We start from the raw sequence: 15,546 nt of genomic DNA, 5'->3' as shown, positions 1-15,546 counted from the left end.
ATATAAAATAAAACAATCAACAGCCCTTATTATACGTTGGATGAAGCGCTATCACAATAATAAAACTCCCTTCATGCTTTTTTGCATGAAGGGAGACTATTGATGTTTAATTATTTAAGTCATCAAACATAGAGCCTTTTACCGTAACCTCAATTTGATCCAGCGGCTTAATGCCGACAAGCTTGCCCAGTGATTTGTACGCGTTGGTACTCTTGGAGAGCTCCACATCTGCCAGCCAAGCCTTAACATAGTACTTCCCATCTGGCATTTCAGCTGTAGTATAGACAGGAATATGGTCCTTATTAATCGTAATCGTCACCGTAGACTTTTCCGTGATCTTGTATATATTCTGATTCAAGCCCACATATTCACGGTATTTGAAATTGTTGAAGCTTCCCAGTGTACTAGACTGTGAGTAACCCTCTAATATATTCTTCCAGAATTCATGGGTGCCTTTATCACTTTCTCTTTCTTGTGAATATGGGATCTCTTCCACATCTTTAGTAAAGCTGTTCTCCACCGTCAGCAACTTCGCATCATTCACTCCGGTGTTATCCTCTACGGATAAAGCTGCTGGCTTTCTTGCAAAGTTATTCCCGTTTTTGCTCAGTGGTTCATTCCGCAGATTGACCGCAACTTTATCATTATTGATATACATAAGATCAGTTTCATATCGGAAAGAATTCGTAAGTTCCTCAACAAGATCCTTATGGTCCTTCGTGTCTTTATCCGTATCTTTAAACGTAACTGTCTCCAGTGTAAAGGTATACGTTCCAACAGGATTAAAATAATATCCGGATTTAATCGGATAATCATACCCTTGAAGTTGCTTATCCGTAGCAAACACGGCGGTATCATAATTAGATTTGTCGTTAAGCATCTTTTTAGCGGTAGCTCTGGCTTTCTTATAAGCTTGAGCCATGCTATTCTCTACCTTCCAGCCGATATCTCCGCTTGCCTGTTGTGTGAAGATTCGCTCGAATTGCCCCTTTACTTTCGTCCAATCCTGTAAGTTCTTATTCTCATCTTCATGAGCCATCCAGCGGATTACATTATAATTGTAAGGCTCACTTGTCCAGAAGAGCTTTCGAATCAAAGAATCCGCTTTATTCTTGTCTATTGAATTCTTGTACAGCTTAGGTGCTATTTGTTTGGCCCCATTATAAATATAAGTCCGAATGGTTTTGACATCCTCACCTGGTGTAAACGGAGCTGAAGTGCTGCCGCTCTCCGTATATGTTTGACAAGATTCAACATCTTTACCTTCCCCGTTCTTTGTTGTGCTGCACACCTGATAATTACGAGTGAAATTTCTGCTCACAGTACCCTGGAAACTGATATTACCTGACTTTTGATTAGGTGTATACGGAGCCGGATTAATGTACCACTTACCGTTTACAGGATCATCACCAAAATCAGGGCGCTGTAGACTAGCTATGATGTCAGGTTGTCTAACTATAGTACTGGCGGCATCGTTAACCAGCGGATTATTCTCCACACGGAAATAACGATAGATAGTATCCGAATTATTGATTACTTCCAAAGCGCCTGTAGCATTCCCACTCCAAGTAAAATCAGAATATTGCGGTTGTAGAACAGCCTTTATAGCAGCGCCATCGGCTAACCCGAATTTCACTTTTTTCGATAACACATTATAATCCAGATCGAAGGAGCCTTTAGTTGTTGGCATCGAGTTGACCTTCTTAATCCATCCGTAAATCTCATTATTTCCGTAAAAGACTTCATTAGGTGACTTCAGCCTGTTCAGATTAAACTGGATGTATACGTCCTCATCAGGCATTGTAAATGTCGCGAAAAGAATATTGTTAGCCGTATTAGCCGCAAGCATAATTTCACCTGCTAACGTTGACGCATGACCATGGTATCTTACAGGGATTTCCTTTCCGTTACTCGTGATCTTCCAAGCGTAATCTGTTGTTTTCTGGGTGGCGAAGCTGGATCTGATTCTGATTCCAACGGTTACCTCTTGTCCAGCTACCGCGCCGGTTGGCAAAGTTTCGAAATGAGGGGATAAATCATTTACCTGCAAAATAAACGGTGCGATAGGAATGCCTAAGTAAGTAATATTTCCGTTGGAACCTTGGATGTAAATCCTCCCTGATCCCCAAGACAGATAGGTAGGCGGTTGCAGGACGTGAACATAATCTATCCATCGCCCTCCCTTAGACGGTGTAGTATTCTGAGTGTATACAACCCTGTCTTTATACTCCTTGTCTTGATTGTTATAGATGAACCGTTCATATTTCTTACCGGCATAGCTCAGGTTTAGTCCAGTAAGAATAGCCTGCTCAAAAGTCCCGCCGGAATTCACTAGATACTCAATATCCCTACCTACAAATGCATCAAAATCATTTTTTCTAATTTTGTAGCTTGATTTTACGCCAGAGTCCTTCCAAGGTTCCTTAATCATATTAAAATTCTGAATTTGAATCCCGCTCCATCCAGCATACCATGGAGCTCCCTCAGTTGAGACCGAGTCCCCATCAATCGAATACCCGGAAAAAGCAAACATATTGCTATGCTCAAGCCATTCATGATTTCCACCATAGACAATCTCAAAATTACTATTGTTAGATTTTATCTGGTTTTGTAACAAATCCTCTCTTAACTTTCCTTTATTAGTCTCCATTGTGTAATAATTAGATTTTTTATAGAGCTCCGCCATATCTTTATTGATCTTCTCGATAACAGCTGTCGCTGTTTTTGGAAGATTGTTAGAAGTATCATTCACTGACTCTTCAGAGAAAACTGAAGAAGCTATAGATTGGAATAAGAATATTGTCACTATACTAAGCCATATCGATTTTTTCATACCTTCACCTCTCCTACTTCGGCCATACTGCGATTCCTATATCCCCCATACCAGGAGAGTCTACATCAATTTTATAATCTTTGCTTTGGAAGACTTTATAATCTAGCTCATCCATTCTTTTTGTTTTTGTTCTAACATACTTCATAATCGAATCTACGACATCGCCCTCAATGTTTTGTCTAAGAATATTCTCCGCTTCCTTCGCCTCCAGTGCAGGGTCAGAGCCTATATTAGTAAATGTAATTGTAATTTGAAAAAGATACTGACCTGCTTTCCGATCATCATTGTTGTATACTGTCAGCTGTGAATCGGTAATATAAGTCGACTCTAGATTGGCCCCCAGATGGGTATACGGGATTTCAAACCCATGAATCGTTACCGTCTTGGCTCCATTCGTTGATTCTCCCGTAGCAGGCTTATCAGAGGTAGCTATTTCACCTGAGGGAGTAGTGATGTAGACCGTCTTCACAGCATCATCCCATTTCACGTTTACACCGAGTCCTTCATATACAAATCGAAGTGGGACAAAAGTTCTTGACTGTTTGAACAATGCAGCCGTGTCCATTTGTTTTGTTTTTCCATTGAGCTCATAACTCTTTTTCCCGATATAGACACCCATTGTTTTGCCTTCAAGCGAGATTGTTGCCTTTTTAGCCTTACTGTCCCATAACACCTTAGCTCCAAGCGCTTCACTTATAAAACGCACGGGTAGCTGTACCCTTTGCTGCGCATCGATAAAAGGCTGGGCGTCTGGAAAAATAACTTTTTCTCCATTTACTACCACTCTCAATGGAAGACTTGCTGCAAAACCTGAAAATGCAGAAGTCATCAGGGATACCATTAGTAATAAAAGCAGCGAACTAATTATTTTTTTCATATAATTGCTCCTCTCAAATTTATCTTTCTATTTACTGATATAATTAGTTCAGGTGTATTGTGGTAGTACTTGCACGGGCAGCAGCAACAATTTTAGATTCAATCTCTCGGTATTTTGTAACAGTGTATCTTAAACCTGCAGTTTTTCCGTTTATCGCTGTTGTTACACGATTTTTCTGCGTCCGGACTTCATTGCTTAAACGTTGAACTTCTCTTAATTGAGCTTGAACATAAGATTCACTGTAAGCCCTGCCCACGTTAGAACTTACTCCAGAAGCTATAGATAATATCCTCTCGACGACTTCAGCAATGCTCTCTTCCTTACGCACCAGACTTTTCTGCAGACTCTCCAGTTTATCCATATTCGCCAAGATCTTAGCTCCTTGAATGACACTAGCAGATGCAACTGCAATCTTCGTAATGGTTTTCGTTACGGTCGATTTAACATTGCTGATCGCTGAATCTTTAATCGTGCGTGCGCCAGCGATAAATTCTTCCTTTGTTTTCTTAATTTTAGATTTTACACTTTGGAATATATCCCCCATTTTCTTCATCGCTTTGTCTTTTACACTAATCCAATATTCCTTCTGAGCTTCAACATATTGAATGGCATTCTCTACAAAACGATTGAAGCCCTCTTTCATTTTCGTCATAAAATCAGAAACTGCGTGCTTTACCTTTTGTGAAAATTCCGCAATTTTATCACCGATCAAATTAGTCACTCGGACAGCTTCTGTCACCATATTCGTTACAAATTCAACACTTTGATTATAAAAGGAAACTACTCTCTCCTTGATATCCTCCACCCTTTGCTCAATCCAGGGAATCACACTGTCAATTACAAAACCAATCACATAAAGCGCAACCAGAGCTTTTATAGTGACAACGAGCGCAGCTAACGCTGCAGTAAGCGCCGCAGTAACAACTGCAACGGGCCCAACTGTCACCATTAAAAGTCCAACTACGGCTACTCCCGCAAACGCTAATGGCCGCAGATCTACTTCCCCATCCAATACTTTGAAAACCCCTTCGACCAATGCTTCCTTTAAGGGGCCCGGCACAATTTCCAGACCAACTGTAATATTATGCACTAGGTTAGGAACCAAAGCCCGAGTCTGTGACTCTGAACGTTGAAAGGACTCATTGTTCCCGTCGATCTTCAGTGAGAATAAGGAATGATGTGGCAGGACGGTATTCCTTTCAGATTCAGTATCAATGTAAATACCTGCCGATGGGTTTTGAAATAGGGCCGGAACGATGTCATTTTTATTTCTGAACTCTTTAATTTTGTCATTCTCATTCAATTCGTCTATAGTGGCCCTGTGTTTATCAAGCAAGGTTCCATTAAATCCCGGTGCATTAAACGTTGATGCGGAAGTTAGTTGGTTCCGTAAATTCTCAGGTAATATAAAAGAGGAATATAGGGCTAGATTACCTCCTAGCGAGTGCCCAGTCAGAAACAATTCATAACCCGCATCTATTTTGAAATTATTCATATATTCTTTAGCTTCCGCCTGTTGTAAAGATTCAAGGGCATATGCAGTTGTTCCGTTGTTTTTCCAGTCATTATGGTAAAGCGGGTTATCCATTGGTTCACTACCCCGGAACGCCGCTACCTTTGCCCCGTTCTTGGTATCTACTGTAAATGCAACAAAACCTGATTCCTCTTTTTTATTATGAGAGACGATATTGGAGATTTCCCAATTCTGATAATCAGATATATTCATCTGCTCTATGAGATCATTCCACTGCTTGTATTCTTTGACTCCGTTAAGATCGTCAGGAAAGCGTTCTTTTAATTGTTGCTGACCTGCGGGAGAAGCGTAGAAGTTGAGAACTTCGCCGAGAGTGATTTTTTTATATAATGCATAAGTTTTTTCCAAATCCTTAATGTTGAGTATATCTAAATAAACAAGTTGCGAGATCTGCTTTAACTCTACCTCTGTAAGCGTATCGTCCATTACAATCCCCCTCTTTGTTCCATTCTTTTTATTCTGTCCTCTTTCCATATATCAAAGAATTCTCTAATCTTGTCTTGAGATTCTACAATCTTTCCATCAACTCCTAATTTGAATCCAGCCATTGTAACTATATTAATAATTCCTGTTTTTTTAGTTTCGTCACTAAAATATATGTCAACACTTTCCTCTGCCTTTTTGACCTCTTCTAATCGACCATAGGCCTCTGGAGTGAGGTATCCTATCCCTATCAGACTACTCACATATTTATTTTCTGCTAGTATTTTTGCAAAATCCATATATTTTCTCATTTCTGCCTCTTGGTCCATATCTCCATTACCATCAACATAGTTATCACTATTTAAATAGACTGAAATCACCAGCGTATTCGTTGGATATAACTTCAGAAATTGCTCGTAGGAAAGCTTTGTATCGTTATGTTTGGGGTAAACCAACCCCGTTTCGTTGGCAACGATAATTTTACTGTCAGGCCAAATGCTAGCAGCGATTGCTTGAATCATTGGTTCGTCTTTTTTTGCTACCACCTGGTTTAAATAGTTGTCATACACCTTTTCCAAATCCTTCGTGATTTCCACCCGTACATTAATCGTGTCATCCTTCTTAGGATGCACAGTCGCCTTCAATGTATTGTTGTTCATCGTTCCCCAACCGCCGCCTATGCCATCAAGGATGAATTCCTCGCCATACTTTTCCTGCAAGGAGCTCAAAATTTTCTTTTCACTTTTCTCCTCTCTAGAGCCACATCCCATAAAGCTGAACATTGATAATATCAACATCAGAGTCAACACCTTCCTTGTATAAATCTTTTTCATGCTGGCTTCACTCCTTTTTGATGGCGATTCCAGTTAGTAATCAGAATTCAAAATCCAGCTTCAATTCTGGAAATTTGAGCATTTGATTCATGGTTGTTTCAACCACCTTATCTAGATGTAATGTCATTTGGTTCGTTAGTTTCTCCATACGTTCCATGAGGGCATTTGTCAGTTTATTCAACCATTCCTCTACATGGTCCATCAGCTTATCCCCTACCGGACTGCAAATCAGTAGGATGGATAAGACAGCTTGCGTGATTTCATTAAGCTCTTCTGCTATTCCCGCTGCCTCTAGCATGGCTGCTTCAGATAGTTGTTCAAATTTCGCAGAGATGTCATCGAATAAGAAGGATTCCGGAATATTATTCATTTCGGTTCTCCACTCGCTGAACTTCGCATCCAACATTCGTTCATATTTGTGGGCAATTTCAATCAGTGCACCTCGCACTTTTCCTACATCCAACTGATCTATTAAGGTAAATATCACGTAACCCAAATGGTCCGATGCAGCTTCTGTTAGTCCGACGGTATCCCCAAATCCACTCATAACAGCATCAAAAACAGGCGTATGCTCTTCCGTTAGGATATTAATCTTAGATAGCAAAGCATAGGCATTCCCTTTTTCACCTATAATCACATTCCCCTCAGCGTCAAAGGTATAGCGCTGCCAAAGCGAATCAGGAATTAGAAATTCCGTTTCTTCTATACCCGATTTAGCAAATACAATCTCTTCGTTGTGTTTGCCTAACGCGGATACAAGACTGTTATAAGCCACAATATTTTTAACCTGAAGCTTTCCCTTTTGCTCCACAGTCAGAATGTTTGCTATACCTGGTGCATCGAATACCACACCACCAATCCCCTCATTAACCGTTGCTGCATAAAGAGCTAAGGCACCGCCCATGGAATAACCAGTAACCTGGCAATCCTTCTCCCCTTTGTTTTTTAATAAAAATCTTGATGCTTCCTCCGGCATGCTGCTCTGACCGCTTAACAGAGACTGCAGATCCGCAAGCCAATCTTTTCCTTTATATGTAAAGATAATTAATCTATCATCATGCTCATCTCTATAGGCATAGGCTGCTGCACCAGCAAAAGCCAGACTATCCGTCAGTTCGAGACCGTCTGCTGCTTCTACAACTGATGCCAGTGTTATGTATTGTTGTTCGGTCAGCTTCACTTACAGATCCCCCCAAATAAATTCACATTAAAATCATACTAACAAGGCAGATGGCTCAAAATCTGCCTTGTTATGTATGCCAGCATTATTTTCCACGCAGTTTACTTGCCATTTCTTGCTCGGCTTGTTGCTTGATGTTAGCAATTTGCGTTAGGTTCTTACTGATATTCTCTACACAGAGAACCATTTCCTTAAAACTAGGCATAAGTCCATCGAATTGTTGTATAAAAGCTGTTTGTGATTCTCCTTGCCACCAACCGCTAACGGCATGAATTTCAGATTGCAATTGTTTGATAAGAGTATCTGCATTATTTGCTTTGGTTTTAATAGACTTAGCTACACCTAGTGCCTGATCCGGATTAAATGTAAGATTGTTTCCCGCCACATTATTCACCTCCTTTCAAAGCATTTATATCTCAACAACCCTGTCATTACTTCTGGCTTTGCTTTTGTTTTTCTAATTGCTTTTGTTTCAGTGCCTCTTGCGCCGCCTTCTCTGCTAGTCTTCGCTTTTCTTCTCTTTCCTGTTCAGCACGGATCACTTCTGAAGCCACTCTTTGGACCCCACTTTCGAGCCTACCCAGCATTGTGAGCAGGGTCTTCATTTCGCTATCCAGCTCGTTGTATTCACTTTGAAATGCCTTAGAAGCCGTACCGGTCCAATAGCTGGCCGATTGTGTATAATCGCTTTGCAGTTTTTTTGAAGTACTGTTTACTTCATTAGTTAGACTATGGATCTGTGAAGCGTTTCCCCTGATTTCTGATGGACTAACTGACACTAGCTACACCTCCATCCTAAACTCCTACTCCCGCATTAACTCGATTCTCCTTACTCCATACGGCACATCTTAATCCGGTATATTTATTCTTTACAATGAGATAGCCATCACCTTGCTCCCCTTCTTTCTCCTGGGTTCCGTAAGGTAAAGAAACATTGTAAAGATTTTGTTCTTTCATTCTTCCTAGCAAAATCCCGGTCTGTTCTTCTCGGATAGTCTTGCCCAAGGAATCCCAATTAGAGGTAAGATCACTTGTGTTATCTGCCGCTAGAACAGCTACCTTCATACCGCGTTCTTGCTTCACAATTCGTTCAATCAGCTCATGCAGCATGTACTTGTCTCCGCTCGTAAATTCACTTAGACGATCAATAACGAAGATGATCTGCTTCCACTGTTTCATCAGAGCGCCAACGTCACCACCGGACATTCTGCATGAGAGAAGCTCACTGCGTCTAGTTTCCAATTGTTCTTTGATCCCATCAATGAAATTGTCCAAATCATCCACGTTCGATAAATCCGTTACGTAAGACTGTTGTATCAGTTCATAAATGCCCATAGCAGATGAATCCAGCGCATATACCTCTATATCCTGCTTTTCGCTCATCAGCTTCATCCACGATACAAGTAAAGTGCTCTTTCCTGACATAGCCTCTCCAGCTATCATCAGCACTGGTGTTGCAACAAGGTCTATAAACACAGGCTGTAAATCATTATTGCCCAAGCCTATGGCCAGTTGCTCTGTATTATTATTGAGCTGCCGCAGATCAATCGTAGAAGGCATCACCGGAATTGGTGCGGCTCCACTTAGATTCAAAGCCTCCATTCTCTTCAAGATGAGCTCGGTAGCGGAATGTTGATATTCAGGAAGCGAAGTCTGAAATTCCAAAGGCGGCTTGCCTCTTACCAATCCTCTGCCTGCAACCTTTGCGGGTTCCAAGCCTTCCGTTCGTCCTACAATACCATCATATTCACTCTTCTCAGTCATCTGGAAGCTGATCGCCATTTTGAAGTTAACCGAAAATTTATATCTGACCAAAGCACTATTGGTTGCTGTAGCGACCATATAAATACCGTATTTAAAACCTTCACGAGCCAGCAGCACCATTTGAGCGTCAAAATCTTCGTAGGTCTCCGATAAAGCAAAGTAGTTGTCGACTATGACTATAAATGCGGGAAGTTTTCGTCCACTTCTACGGTAATCATTGAACCCTTCACTTCCATTATTTTGAAACAGCGTTCTTCGATCCTCCATAACCCTGAACATAAAGCGCATAAATTGGTCAATTTTATCTTCTTGTTCCAGTGTCATTACCCCACCGACATGAGGAAGCTTCTCCATAGCTTTAAGTGAGCTTCCGCCAAAATCCATAATATAGATATTGACGTCATCCGGCGGATACATCAGAGCCATCGATAAACATAACGTTTTGAGGAACACAGTTTTACCTGTACCCGGCGTTCCATAGACAAACAGATTCCCCTCAGATGCAAAATCTATCTCCAGCGCTTCCTGTCTCTGTCCTCTTGGATCATCCATGAGCCCCACTGGCACACTGAGCAGTTTCTGCTGCTGCGGCCATCTACCTTCTGCTAAGCTATTCGGCAGCAATAAATCGAGGTAGACTACATCAAGCAGTGGCGGTAGCCAAGGCCCCTTCATTGGAGAAATCCCATATTGCTTGGCGGTTTCTGTAATGTATTCAACCATGGCATGGAGCTGGGAAGCGGACTCATTTTTGGAGATTTTCTCTTCTTCAAGCGGAAAGATCTGCTCGCTTCTACCATTCAGAGCTACCTTATAGATTCGTTTGGGCTTGTTCTCCTGTTTCTGTAGTTCGCCTTTCGGATCATAATCAGCACCAGAATACGCAGATTGGAACAACTCAAAGATCTCATCATTTCCGACCTGTATATACGCCCGTCCCGGTTCCTTAATCATGGCCGCATCAGGACGTTTAATAACATCCCTACTGTCAGCCTCATCCTGCACTTTAAGACATATTTTAAATTTCGAGTTACTCCATATCTGGTCATCCACTACGCCGGCAGGCTTCTGGGTGGCAAGGATCAAATGGACGCCAAGGCTTCGACCTACCCGGGCCGTACTTACAAGCTCTTTCATGAAATCCGGTTGATCCTGCTTAAGCTCCGCGAACTCATCCGCAATCATAATCAGATGGGGAATAGCTGGCATGTCACCTTTTACATCTTTGCTATAAAATAATTTCTGGTATTTATCAATATTGTTCACGCCATATTCCGAGAAGACACGTTGCCGCCGCATGAGCTCACTTTTGATAGACAATAGTGCTCTCGTCGTTTGATTTCCATCCAAATTCGTAATGGTACCGACCAAATGAGGCATTCCTTTAAATACATCTGCCATGCCTCCCCCTTTGTAATCGATGAGAACAAAAGCAATATCATGGGGATGGTAATGAATGGCTTGGGATACGATGATACTTTGCAGTAACTCACTTTTGCCAGAACCTGTTGTTCCGGCTACAAGACCATGGGGCCCAAACCCCGTCTCATGCATATCTAAAAATAAAGCTTCTCCGCCAGCTCTCACCCCTATAGGTACGCTCATGCCCATATAGGTTTTGTTGCGGGTCCAGTTCAGAATTACATTTACTTCAGACACCTTTTCGTTCTGTAGCATTTCCATCAGCGTGATGGAGGATGGAAGCGAGAAACTAGCACTTGAATTTTTAATACGAAGCGGTGCGAGCTTTCTCGCGACTAGATCTAAATCATTTATGTCTGCCTGGTCTGGAGTAAACACGATCTTCTCTCCGGTTAATCGATTGGCCATTTCACCACTTTTTCCGTTTAAATGAATAACGGTTTTACAGTTCATGGGCAGATAAGCGGAATTCTTGGCGATAAAAAGGGTTGATACTCCAAGCTTTACACTGCCGTTGTACAAATATTTACTGATTAGCTCATTCTCAAGCAAGGAAGCGTCCTCTACAATAAAGAGATAATGGGGCAATACACCACCGCTCAAAGACCTCATCTCCCGTTCCTTCAAAGAGCCATAAATCTCGGACAAGGTCTGATGGGCAATGGCTTTACCACATAAAAGAAATCTGATATTAAACCCGTCATCCCATAGGTGGGGTACAAATTTCAGCCAATCCCATTTCTCCAATTCATCCTCTGCGGCAAGAACAATAACCCTGACATCGTCATAACCATGATGAGTCACAAGCTGTAGCAGCATCAGCTTTATTAGTACAGCTGTTTTATCGCTTTCACCGGCAATCCCGCATATTTCGGAAGTCACCAGATTAACCGTTATGGGAACATTCGAGACCTTCTCGAATTCCATGGCCAATCTCTGCGGCTCCATCAACAGCGGGTCCGTTTCAAGGATGATCGCCTGTTTGGTGTATTTGATGTGCAGTTCCAGCGGTACACTTCCCACCCCGATCCGCAGAGCCAGAAAATCATTATGTGAAGGCGTTTTTTCCCATAGCTTGTTATCCCTGCGCAGGATTCGTTGCACACATTCCGCAGGTTCCGGGCTCATTTCATTCATGGCTTTTACCTGTTGTTCGCGAGCTATCGACAATTCGCTGCGGACATCGGTTATAAATTGAAGATATTTTTCTTCCCGTTCCTTCTTCTTTAGCTTATATTTCCGAATCTGAGAAGTTGCTCCTGTCAATGACCCAATCAGTGTCATTACTGTAGTCGCAACTGAGATCAGTAAATAGATAGACTGTGAAGTCATTGCGATTAATACGGTAATAATCAACATTACGATAGGTGGAAGCAATATTCCGAACCAAGAGATTTCTGGTTTCTCGTTAATCATAGGTGGATTAGGAACATCAATTTCTCCCCGGGGCATATCCGGTAGGAAACGGGGCTGACGACTGAATTCATAGCTCATTAGATCTACCTTCCTATAAAGGTTATTGTCTCCGCCTCTCCACCAAATAGAGAGATTCGATGCCATTCACGACCACTGCAAAAATAAAGATCATTGTCCAGAACATGTAAATAGTCCGCGCTTTCCCCAGATATTCGAATACTCCCTCCATGCAATGGATCCACTCGATATATACTGTTGTCATTTAATCGGTTAGCACAATAAATATATTTGTCATCCGAGCTCATACTAAGGGCATCTATATTGTCTACCACAGTTAACGTATCACGCTCCACATCAAGCAGCGTCAAGCGGTGTCCATTCCCGGCATCTGGAAAACACAGTTTACTTCCTATTCGGATCAGTAAACTTGTAACCATTTCACTAATCCTTTCACTAGCCTCACCGGATACTATGCTCCTCTTAATCCCATTTGGTGTAGCATAGTAGATTTGTCCTTCATACAAGAGAAAACTCTCCACATGCTCATCAATCAGCTTCATATCACGTTTACCACTAGTAGCACAGCGATACAATCGATGGTCCTCCTCGTGAATATAGTAGATCCAATCTTCATGTCGCTGAAGCTGATAACAAGGTTTGTCTAACAATACTTCTGTATGTTGCTTTACAATATCAAGCTTACAGAGCACATTCCCCTTTAACTGATCACTGTAATAAAGGAAATTTCCAGCCTCATTCATGAACCAGAACAAACCCTCATAATGAATAGGCACTGCTTGATCATTCGCTCTATCTAAAGAATAGGTTCCTGAATAATTTTTAATATCCGTAATAAAAAGAGATTCATCAGCCTTTAGGATTAATCCGCCACTTTGCAGGTTGCTATTCATTTCATTGCCCCTTCTCAGATAAGTGTGAGCAGTGCGCCTTGGGCTACACCTTCTTGATCCAAGGTTTTACTATTACTTAATATTCTGCCTAATGGCTCAGCCTGAAGCTTGGCCCCGCTTCTCTCCTTTAAGCTCAAGGACTCCATTAACATGTCTAACAGTTCTTCTATAGTCACAAACACCGGAACTTTTAAGTCCATTCTTAGAGCTGTATCCGTTTGAAAAGTAACCATTATATAATCCATTCCGATTATTCCTTTCATCAATTCTTAACGGAGAGAATATATTTCCTCTCGCTAATTAACTGATAATCTACTTCTTTGTCTGCTTCTTCAGCGAGCTTTAAGTATCTGGTTTTAAATTTGTATGTTGCCTGTGCTTTCACATTAACTTCTGATACTCTTTGACTGGTTTGGGCATTCTCCATGTTAGAAAAATCTAAACTTACCGTAAAATCATTGTATCTATCATCATTGGATGTAAATGTAAGCACGTTGCCATCATCGGTCTGTTCCGATACATTTAGAGCGCTTTCGAACGCATCTGAAAAGTATTCTTTGAACCTCTCCTCGTTAATCACCGCATCCAGTCCACGTAGCAGTTCATACTCCAAACTCCGATCCTTAGCTGCGCGGCAAGCATTTGAGATCGCAGTGCTCAGCACTACCTTCTCTCTAAAAACAATGCCCATCTCCACCAAAGGCTCCACAACAATTGACACTAGAATAATCAACAATACTCCTACTGCAATATTTTTCACCAAAAGTCATCCTATCAATCTATATAGTAGTCCAGATCCTTATAATGTTTCAGGCCTGTCGTTGACATGGAGAAGTGGACCGGAATTTCACGCTCCAGCTTCTTTCCCCATAAAGTGATAGAGAAAGGATACACAGCTTTAATCTCAACCGTAAGTGGTTCGCCTCTTTGCCGATAAGGTTTATTCCATTCGTTCCCTTCATCGTAATATGAGGTTTCATCATCATTACCAATCGCATTATCATGATCTGCATTAGTGACCGTAATGACAATATCACCGGCTTTATCTCGGTAAATAGGGCGCTCCTGTAATCTCTCCATAGCATCCTCATAATACGATTCCTTCAAGTAGTTATCACCAGCTACAATCTGCGAAACACTATACGTCTCTGTGACTAGCGTTAAATACCATGGGAAAAAGAAAGCCAAATTCACAAACAGCAGAATCGTAACCGAAGTCAGTATTGTAAGTAATACTGCCTTTGCTATCCCTTGCATTGTATTTTCACCCCAAATTAGCTAACCATCTTTTTGATCAAATCATCGAATAAAAATGTCCAGATATCATCAACCCATCCTGCCAGTACTCCGCCCTTTAAATAAGTGACTACCACACCAATTAATATAATAACGCCGACCGTAATCGCGATTTGCTTGATGCCTACTTCCCCTTTTTCCTCCACTAGCAATTCCTTTAGATCTGTCTTCATTCGTGTATCCCCCTATAAATAAAATTGGCTTATTGAAACATCTTCATCGAACTCAGAATGGTAAATAAATAGTACATAACGATATAAATGGCCAACACTATAATAAGTAGAAATTGGATTCTTGCACTGCTGCGCTGCCTGCTCTCCAGTTCTTCTTCCAAAGCCCTGATTCTGAAGCCATCTAATTCATTCTTGAGATATGCCATCTGAGACACATTATCGTATCCTTTAAGCCTAGTCTCCATAATGTCGCAGAACTTGATCACATAATGCATTGGAATCCGTTTCTTCAGCTGCTTAAAAGCGAATTCTTCTCCGTAATCAATATTATCCAGCATCACACCAAGCTCCTCGGCTATATCAGGATTTGCACTGGGAATGTAATCCTTAAGCACATCCGAGAAATGTATGTTGACCGACTTTATATACTGGTAATAGACCATACTATAAAAGGCTGGGAAATCCAGGGATATATTTTTGTTCTTCTTATCGATAATCTTCTCCAACTCAACCACCGGATAGAGCCAGCCCAGCATGATGAAGATGGCAGAGATACAGCCAAGCAGGATGTTCACCTTCCATAGCAACAACATAATCACAATAGCACTTAGCGAGTACATGAATTGCTCGGTCCGTATTTCCTCTGGAGTCTTTTGTAGATCAAGTCGGTCAATGATTTTCTTGAATCTTAACCTTTCAGCACTTCCCAATAACCCTTTAACATATTTCATTGCAATTCTTCGTTTATATTGGTTGAACTTCTCTTTTAACGCCGCATTTTTACGCTGCTTGATATATTGACGTGCACGTTTTTTTTGTTTTCTGCTCACAGGTTTAAAGAAGGGGTATAACAATATCTTGATCAAATAAAGGATGGAGAGCAT

At 41.3% G+C, this 15,546-nt stretch carries 14 protein-coding genes; all 14 read right to left on the bottom strand.

Going from position 1 to position 15,546, the window contains the following annotated elements:
* Positions 1-106: 106 nt before the first annotated feature.
* The gene (locus tag MKY54_RS08915) at positions 107-2,833 is read right to left on the bottom strand and encodes a hypothetical protein (protein ID WP_339190246.1); all 2,727 of its coding nucleotides are present in this window, start codon (positions 2,831-2,833) and stop codon (positions 107-109) included.
* Positions 2,834-2,846: 13 nt separating this feature from the next.
* A complete protein-coding gene (locus MKY54_RS08910) occupies positions 2,847-3,710 on the bottom strand; it encodes a copper amine oxidase N-terminal domain-containing protein (RefSeq protein ID WP_339172584.1) in 864 nt (287 codons plus the stop codon).
* A gap of 43 nt (positions 3,711-3,753) precedes the next feature.
* On the bottom strand, positions 3,754-5,670 hold the full coding sequence (locus MKY54_RS08905) for an Mbeg1-like protein (RefSeq protein WP_339190245.1): 1,917 nt from the start codon (positions 5,668-5,670) through the stop codon (positions 3,754-3,756).
* Positions 5,670-6,500, bottom strand: a complete 831-nt coding sequence (locus MKY54_RS08900) for a hypothetical protein (RefSeq protein ID WP_076281072.1) — start codon at positions 6,498-6,500, stop codon at positions 5,670-5,672. Before MKY54_RS08900 ends, MKY54_RS08905 begins: the two co-directional genes overlap by 1 nt.
* Positions 6,501-6,540: 40 nt before the next feature.
* Positions 6,541-7,680: an Mbeg1-like protein gene (locus tag MKY54_RS08895; protein ID WP_339190243.1), complete on the bottom strand. Its 1,140-nt coding sequence runs from the start codon at positions 7,678-7,680 to the stop codon at positions 6,541-6,543.
* Positions 7,681-7,765: 85 nt separating this feature from the next.
* Entirely contained in the window at positions 7,766-8,065 is a 300-nt protein-coding gene (locus MKY54_RS08890; protein WP_036684485.1) for a WXG100 family type VII secretion target, read from the bottom strand.
* Between the two features lie 46 nt (positions 8,066-8,111).
* The gene (locus MKY54_RS08885; RefSeq protein ID WP_076281074.1) at positions 8,112-8,459 is read right to left on the bottom strand and encodes a WXG100 family type VII secretion target; all 348 of its coding nucleotides are present in this window, start codon (positions 8,457-8,459) and stop codon (positions 8,112-8,114) included.
* Positions 8,460-8,475: 16 nt separating this feature from the next.
* A complete protein-coding gene (gene essC, locus MKY54_RS08880) occupies positions 8,476-12,360 on the bottom strand; it encodes a type VII secretion protein EssC (RefSeq protein ID WP_339190242.1) in 3,885 nt (1,294 codons plus the stop codon).
* Positions 12,361-12,365: 5 nt separating this feature from the next.
* Positions 12,366-13,193 (bottom strand): DUF5050 domain-containing protein, encoded by an 828-nt coding sequence (locus tag MKY54_RS08875; protein ID WP_339190240.1) that lies wholly within the window; start codon positions 13,191-13,193, stop codon positions 12,366-12,368.
* 14 nt (positions 13,194-13,207) lie between these two features.
* Entirely contained in the window at positions 13,208-13,438 is a 231-nt protein-coding gene (locus MKY54_RS08870) for an EsaB/YukD family protein (protein ID WP_175623546.1), read from the bottom strand.
* Between the two features lie 17 nt (positions 13,439-13,455).
* A complete protein-coding gene (locus MKY54_RS08865; protein WP_076281078.1) occupies positions 13,456-13,953 on the bottom strand; it encodes a hypothetical protein in 498 nt (165 codons plus the stop codon).
* 14 nt (positions 13,954-13,967) lie between these two features.
* On the bottom strand, positions 13,968-14,450 hold the full coding sequence (locus MKY54_RS08860) for a hypothetical protein (protein WP_339190238.1): 483 nt from the start codon (positions 14,448-14,450) through the stop codon (positions 13,968-13,970).
* Positions 14,451-14,467: 17 nt separating this feature from the next.
* Entirely contained in the window at positions 14,468-14,662 is a 195-nt protein-coding gene (locus MKY54_RS08855) for a hypothetical protein (RefSeq protein WP_076281079.1), read from the bottom strand.
* 29 nt (positions 14,663-14,691) lie between these two features.
* Positions 14,692-15,492, bottom strand: a complete 801-nt coding sequence (locus MKY54_RS08850) for a hypothetical protein (RefSeq protein ID WP_339190236.1) — start codon at positions 15,490-15,492, stop codon at positions 14,692-14,694.
* Between the last annotated feature and the right edge of the window lie 54 nt (positions 15,493-15,546).

This window comes from Paenibacillus sp. FSL P2-0121 (assembly GCF_037975345.1).
In the GTDB taxonomy this organism is placed as follows: domain Bacteria; phylum Bacillota; class Bacilli; order Paenibacillales; family Paenibacillaceae; genus Paenibacillus_AQ; species Paenibacillus_AQ odorifer.
This window is presented reverse-complemented; position numbering and strand designations above follow the sequence as displayed.

What these genes read in the sequence shown, in the direction of transcription:
- MKY54_RS08915 (WP_339190246.1), bottom strand. Translation starts at nt 2,833, where the DNA reads ATGAAAAAATCGATATGGCTTAGTATAGTGACAATATTCTTATTCCAA.
- MKY54_RS08910 (WP_339172584.1), bottom strand. Translation starts at nt 3,710, where the DNA reads ATGAAAAAAATAATTAGTTCGCTGCTTTTATTACTAATGGTATCCCTG.
- MKY54_RS08905 (WP_339190245.1), bottom strand. Translation starts at nt 5,670, where the DNA reads ATGGACGATACGCTTACAGAGGTAGAGTTAAAGCAGATCTCGCAACTT.
- MKY54_RS08900 (WP_076281072.1), bottom strand. Translation starts at nt 6,500, where the DNA reads ATGAAAAAGATTTATACAAGGAAGGTGTTGACTCTGATGTTGATATTA.
- essC (WP_339190242.1), bottom strand. Translation starts at nt 12,360, where the DNA reads ATGAGCTATGAATTCAGTCGTCAGCCCCGTTTCCTACCGGATATGCCC.
- MKY54_RS08875 (WP_339190240.1), bottom strand. Translation starts at nt 13,193, where the DNA reads ATGAATAGCAACCTGCAAAGTGGCGGATTAATCCTAAAGGCTGATGAA.
- MKY54_RS08870 (WP_175623546.1), bottom strand. Translation starts at nt 13,438, where the DNA reads ATGGATTATATAATGGTTACTTTTCAAACGGATACAGCTCTAAGAATG.
- MKY54_RS08860 (WP_339190238.1), bottom strand. Translation starts at nt 14,450, where the DNA reads ATGCAAGGGATAGCAAAGGCAGTATTACTTACAATACTGACTTCGGTT.
- MKY54_RS08855 (WP_076281079.1), bottom strand. Translation starts at nt 14,662, where the DNA reads ATGAAGACAGATCTAAAGGAATTGCTAGTGGAGGAAAAAGGGGAAGTA.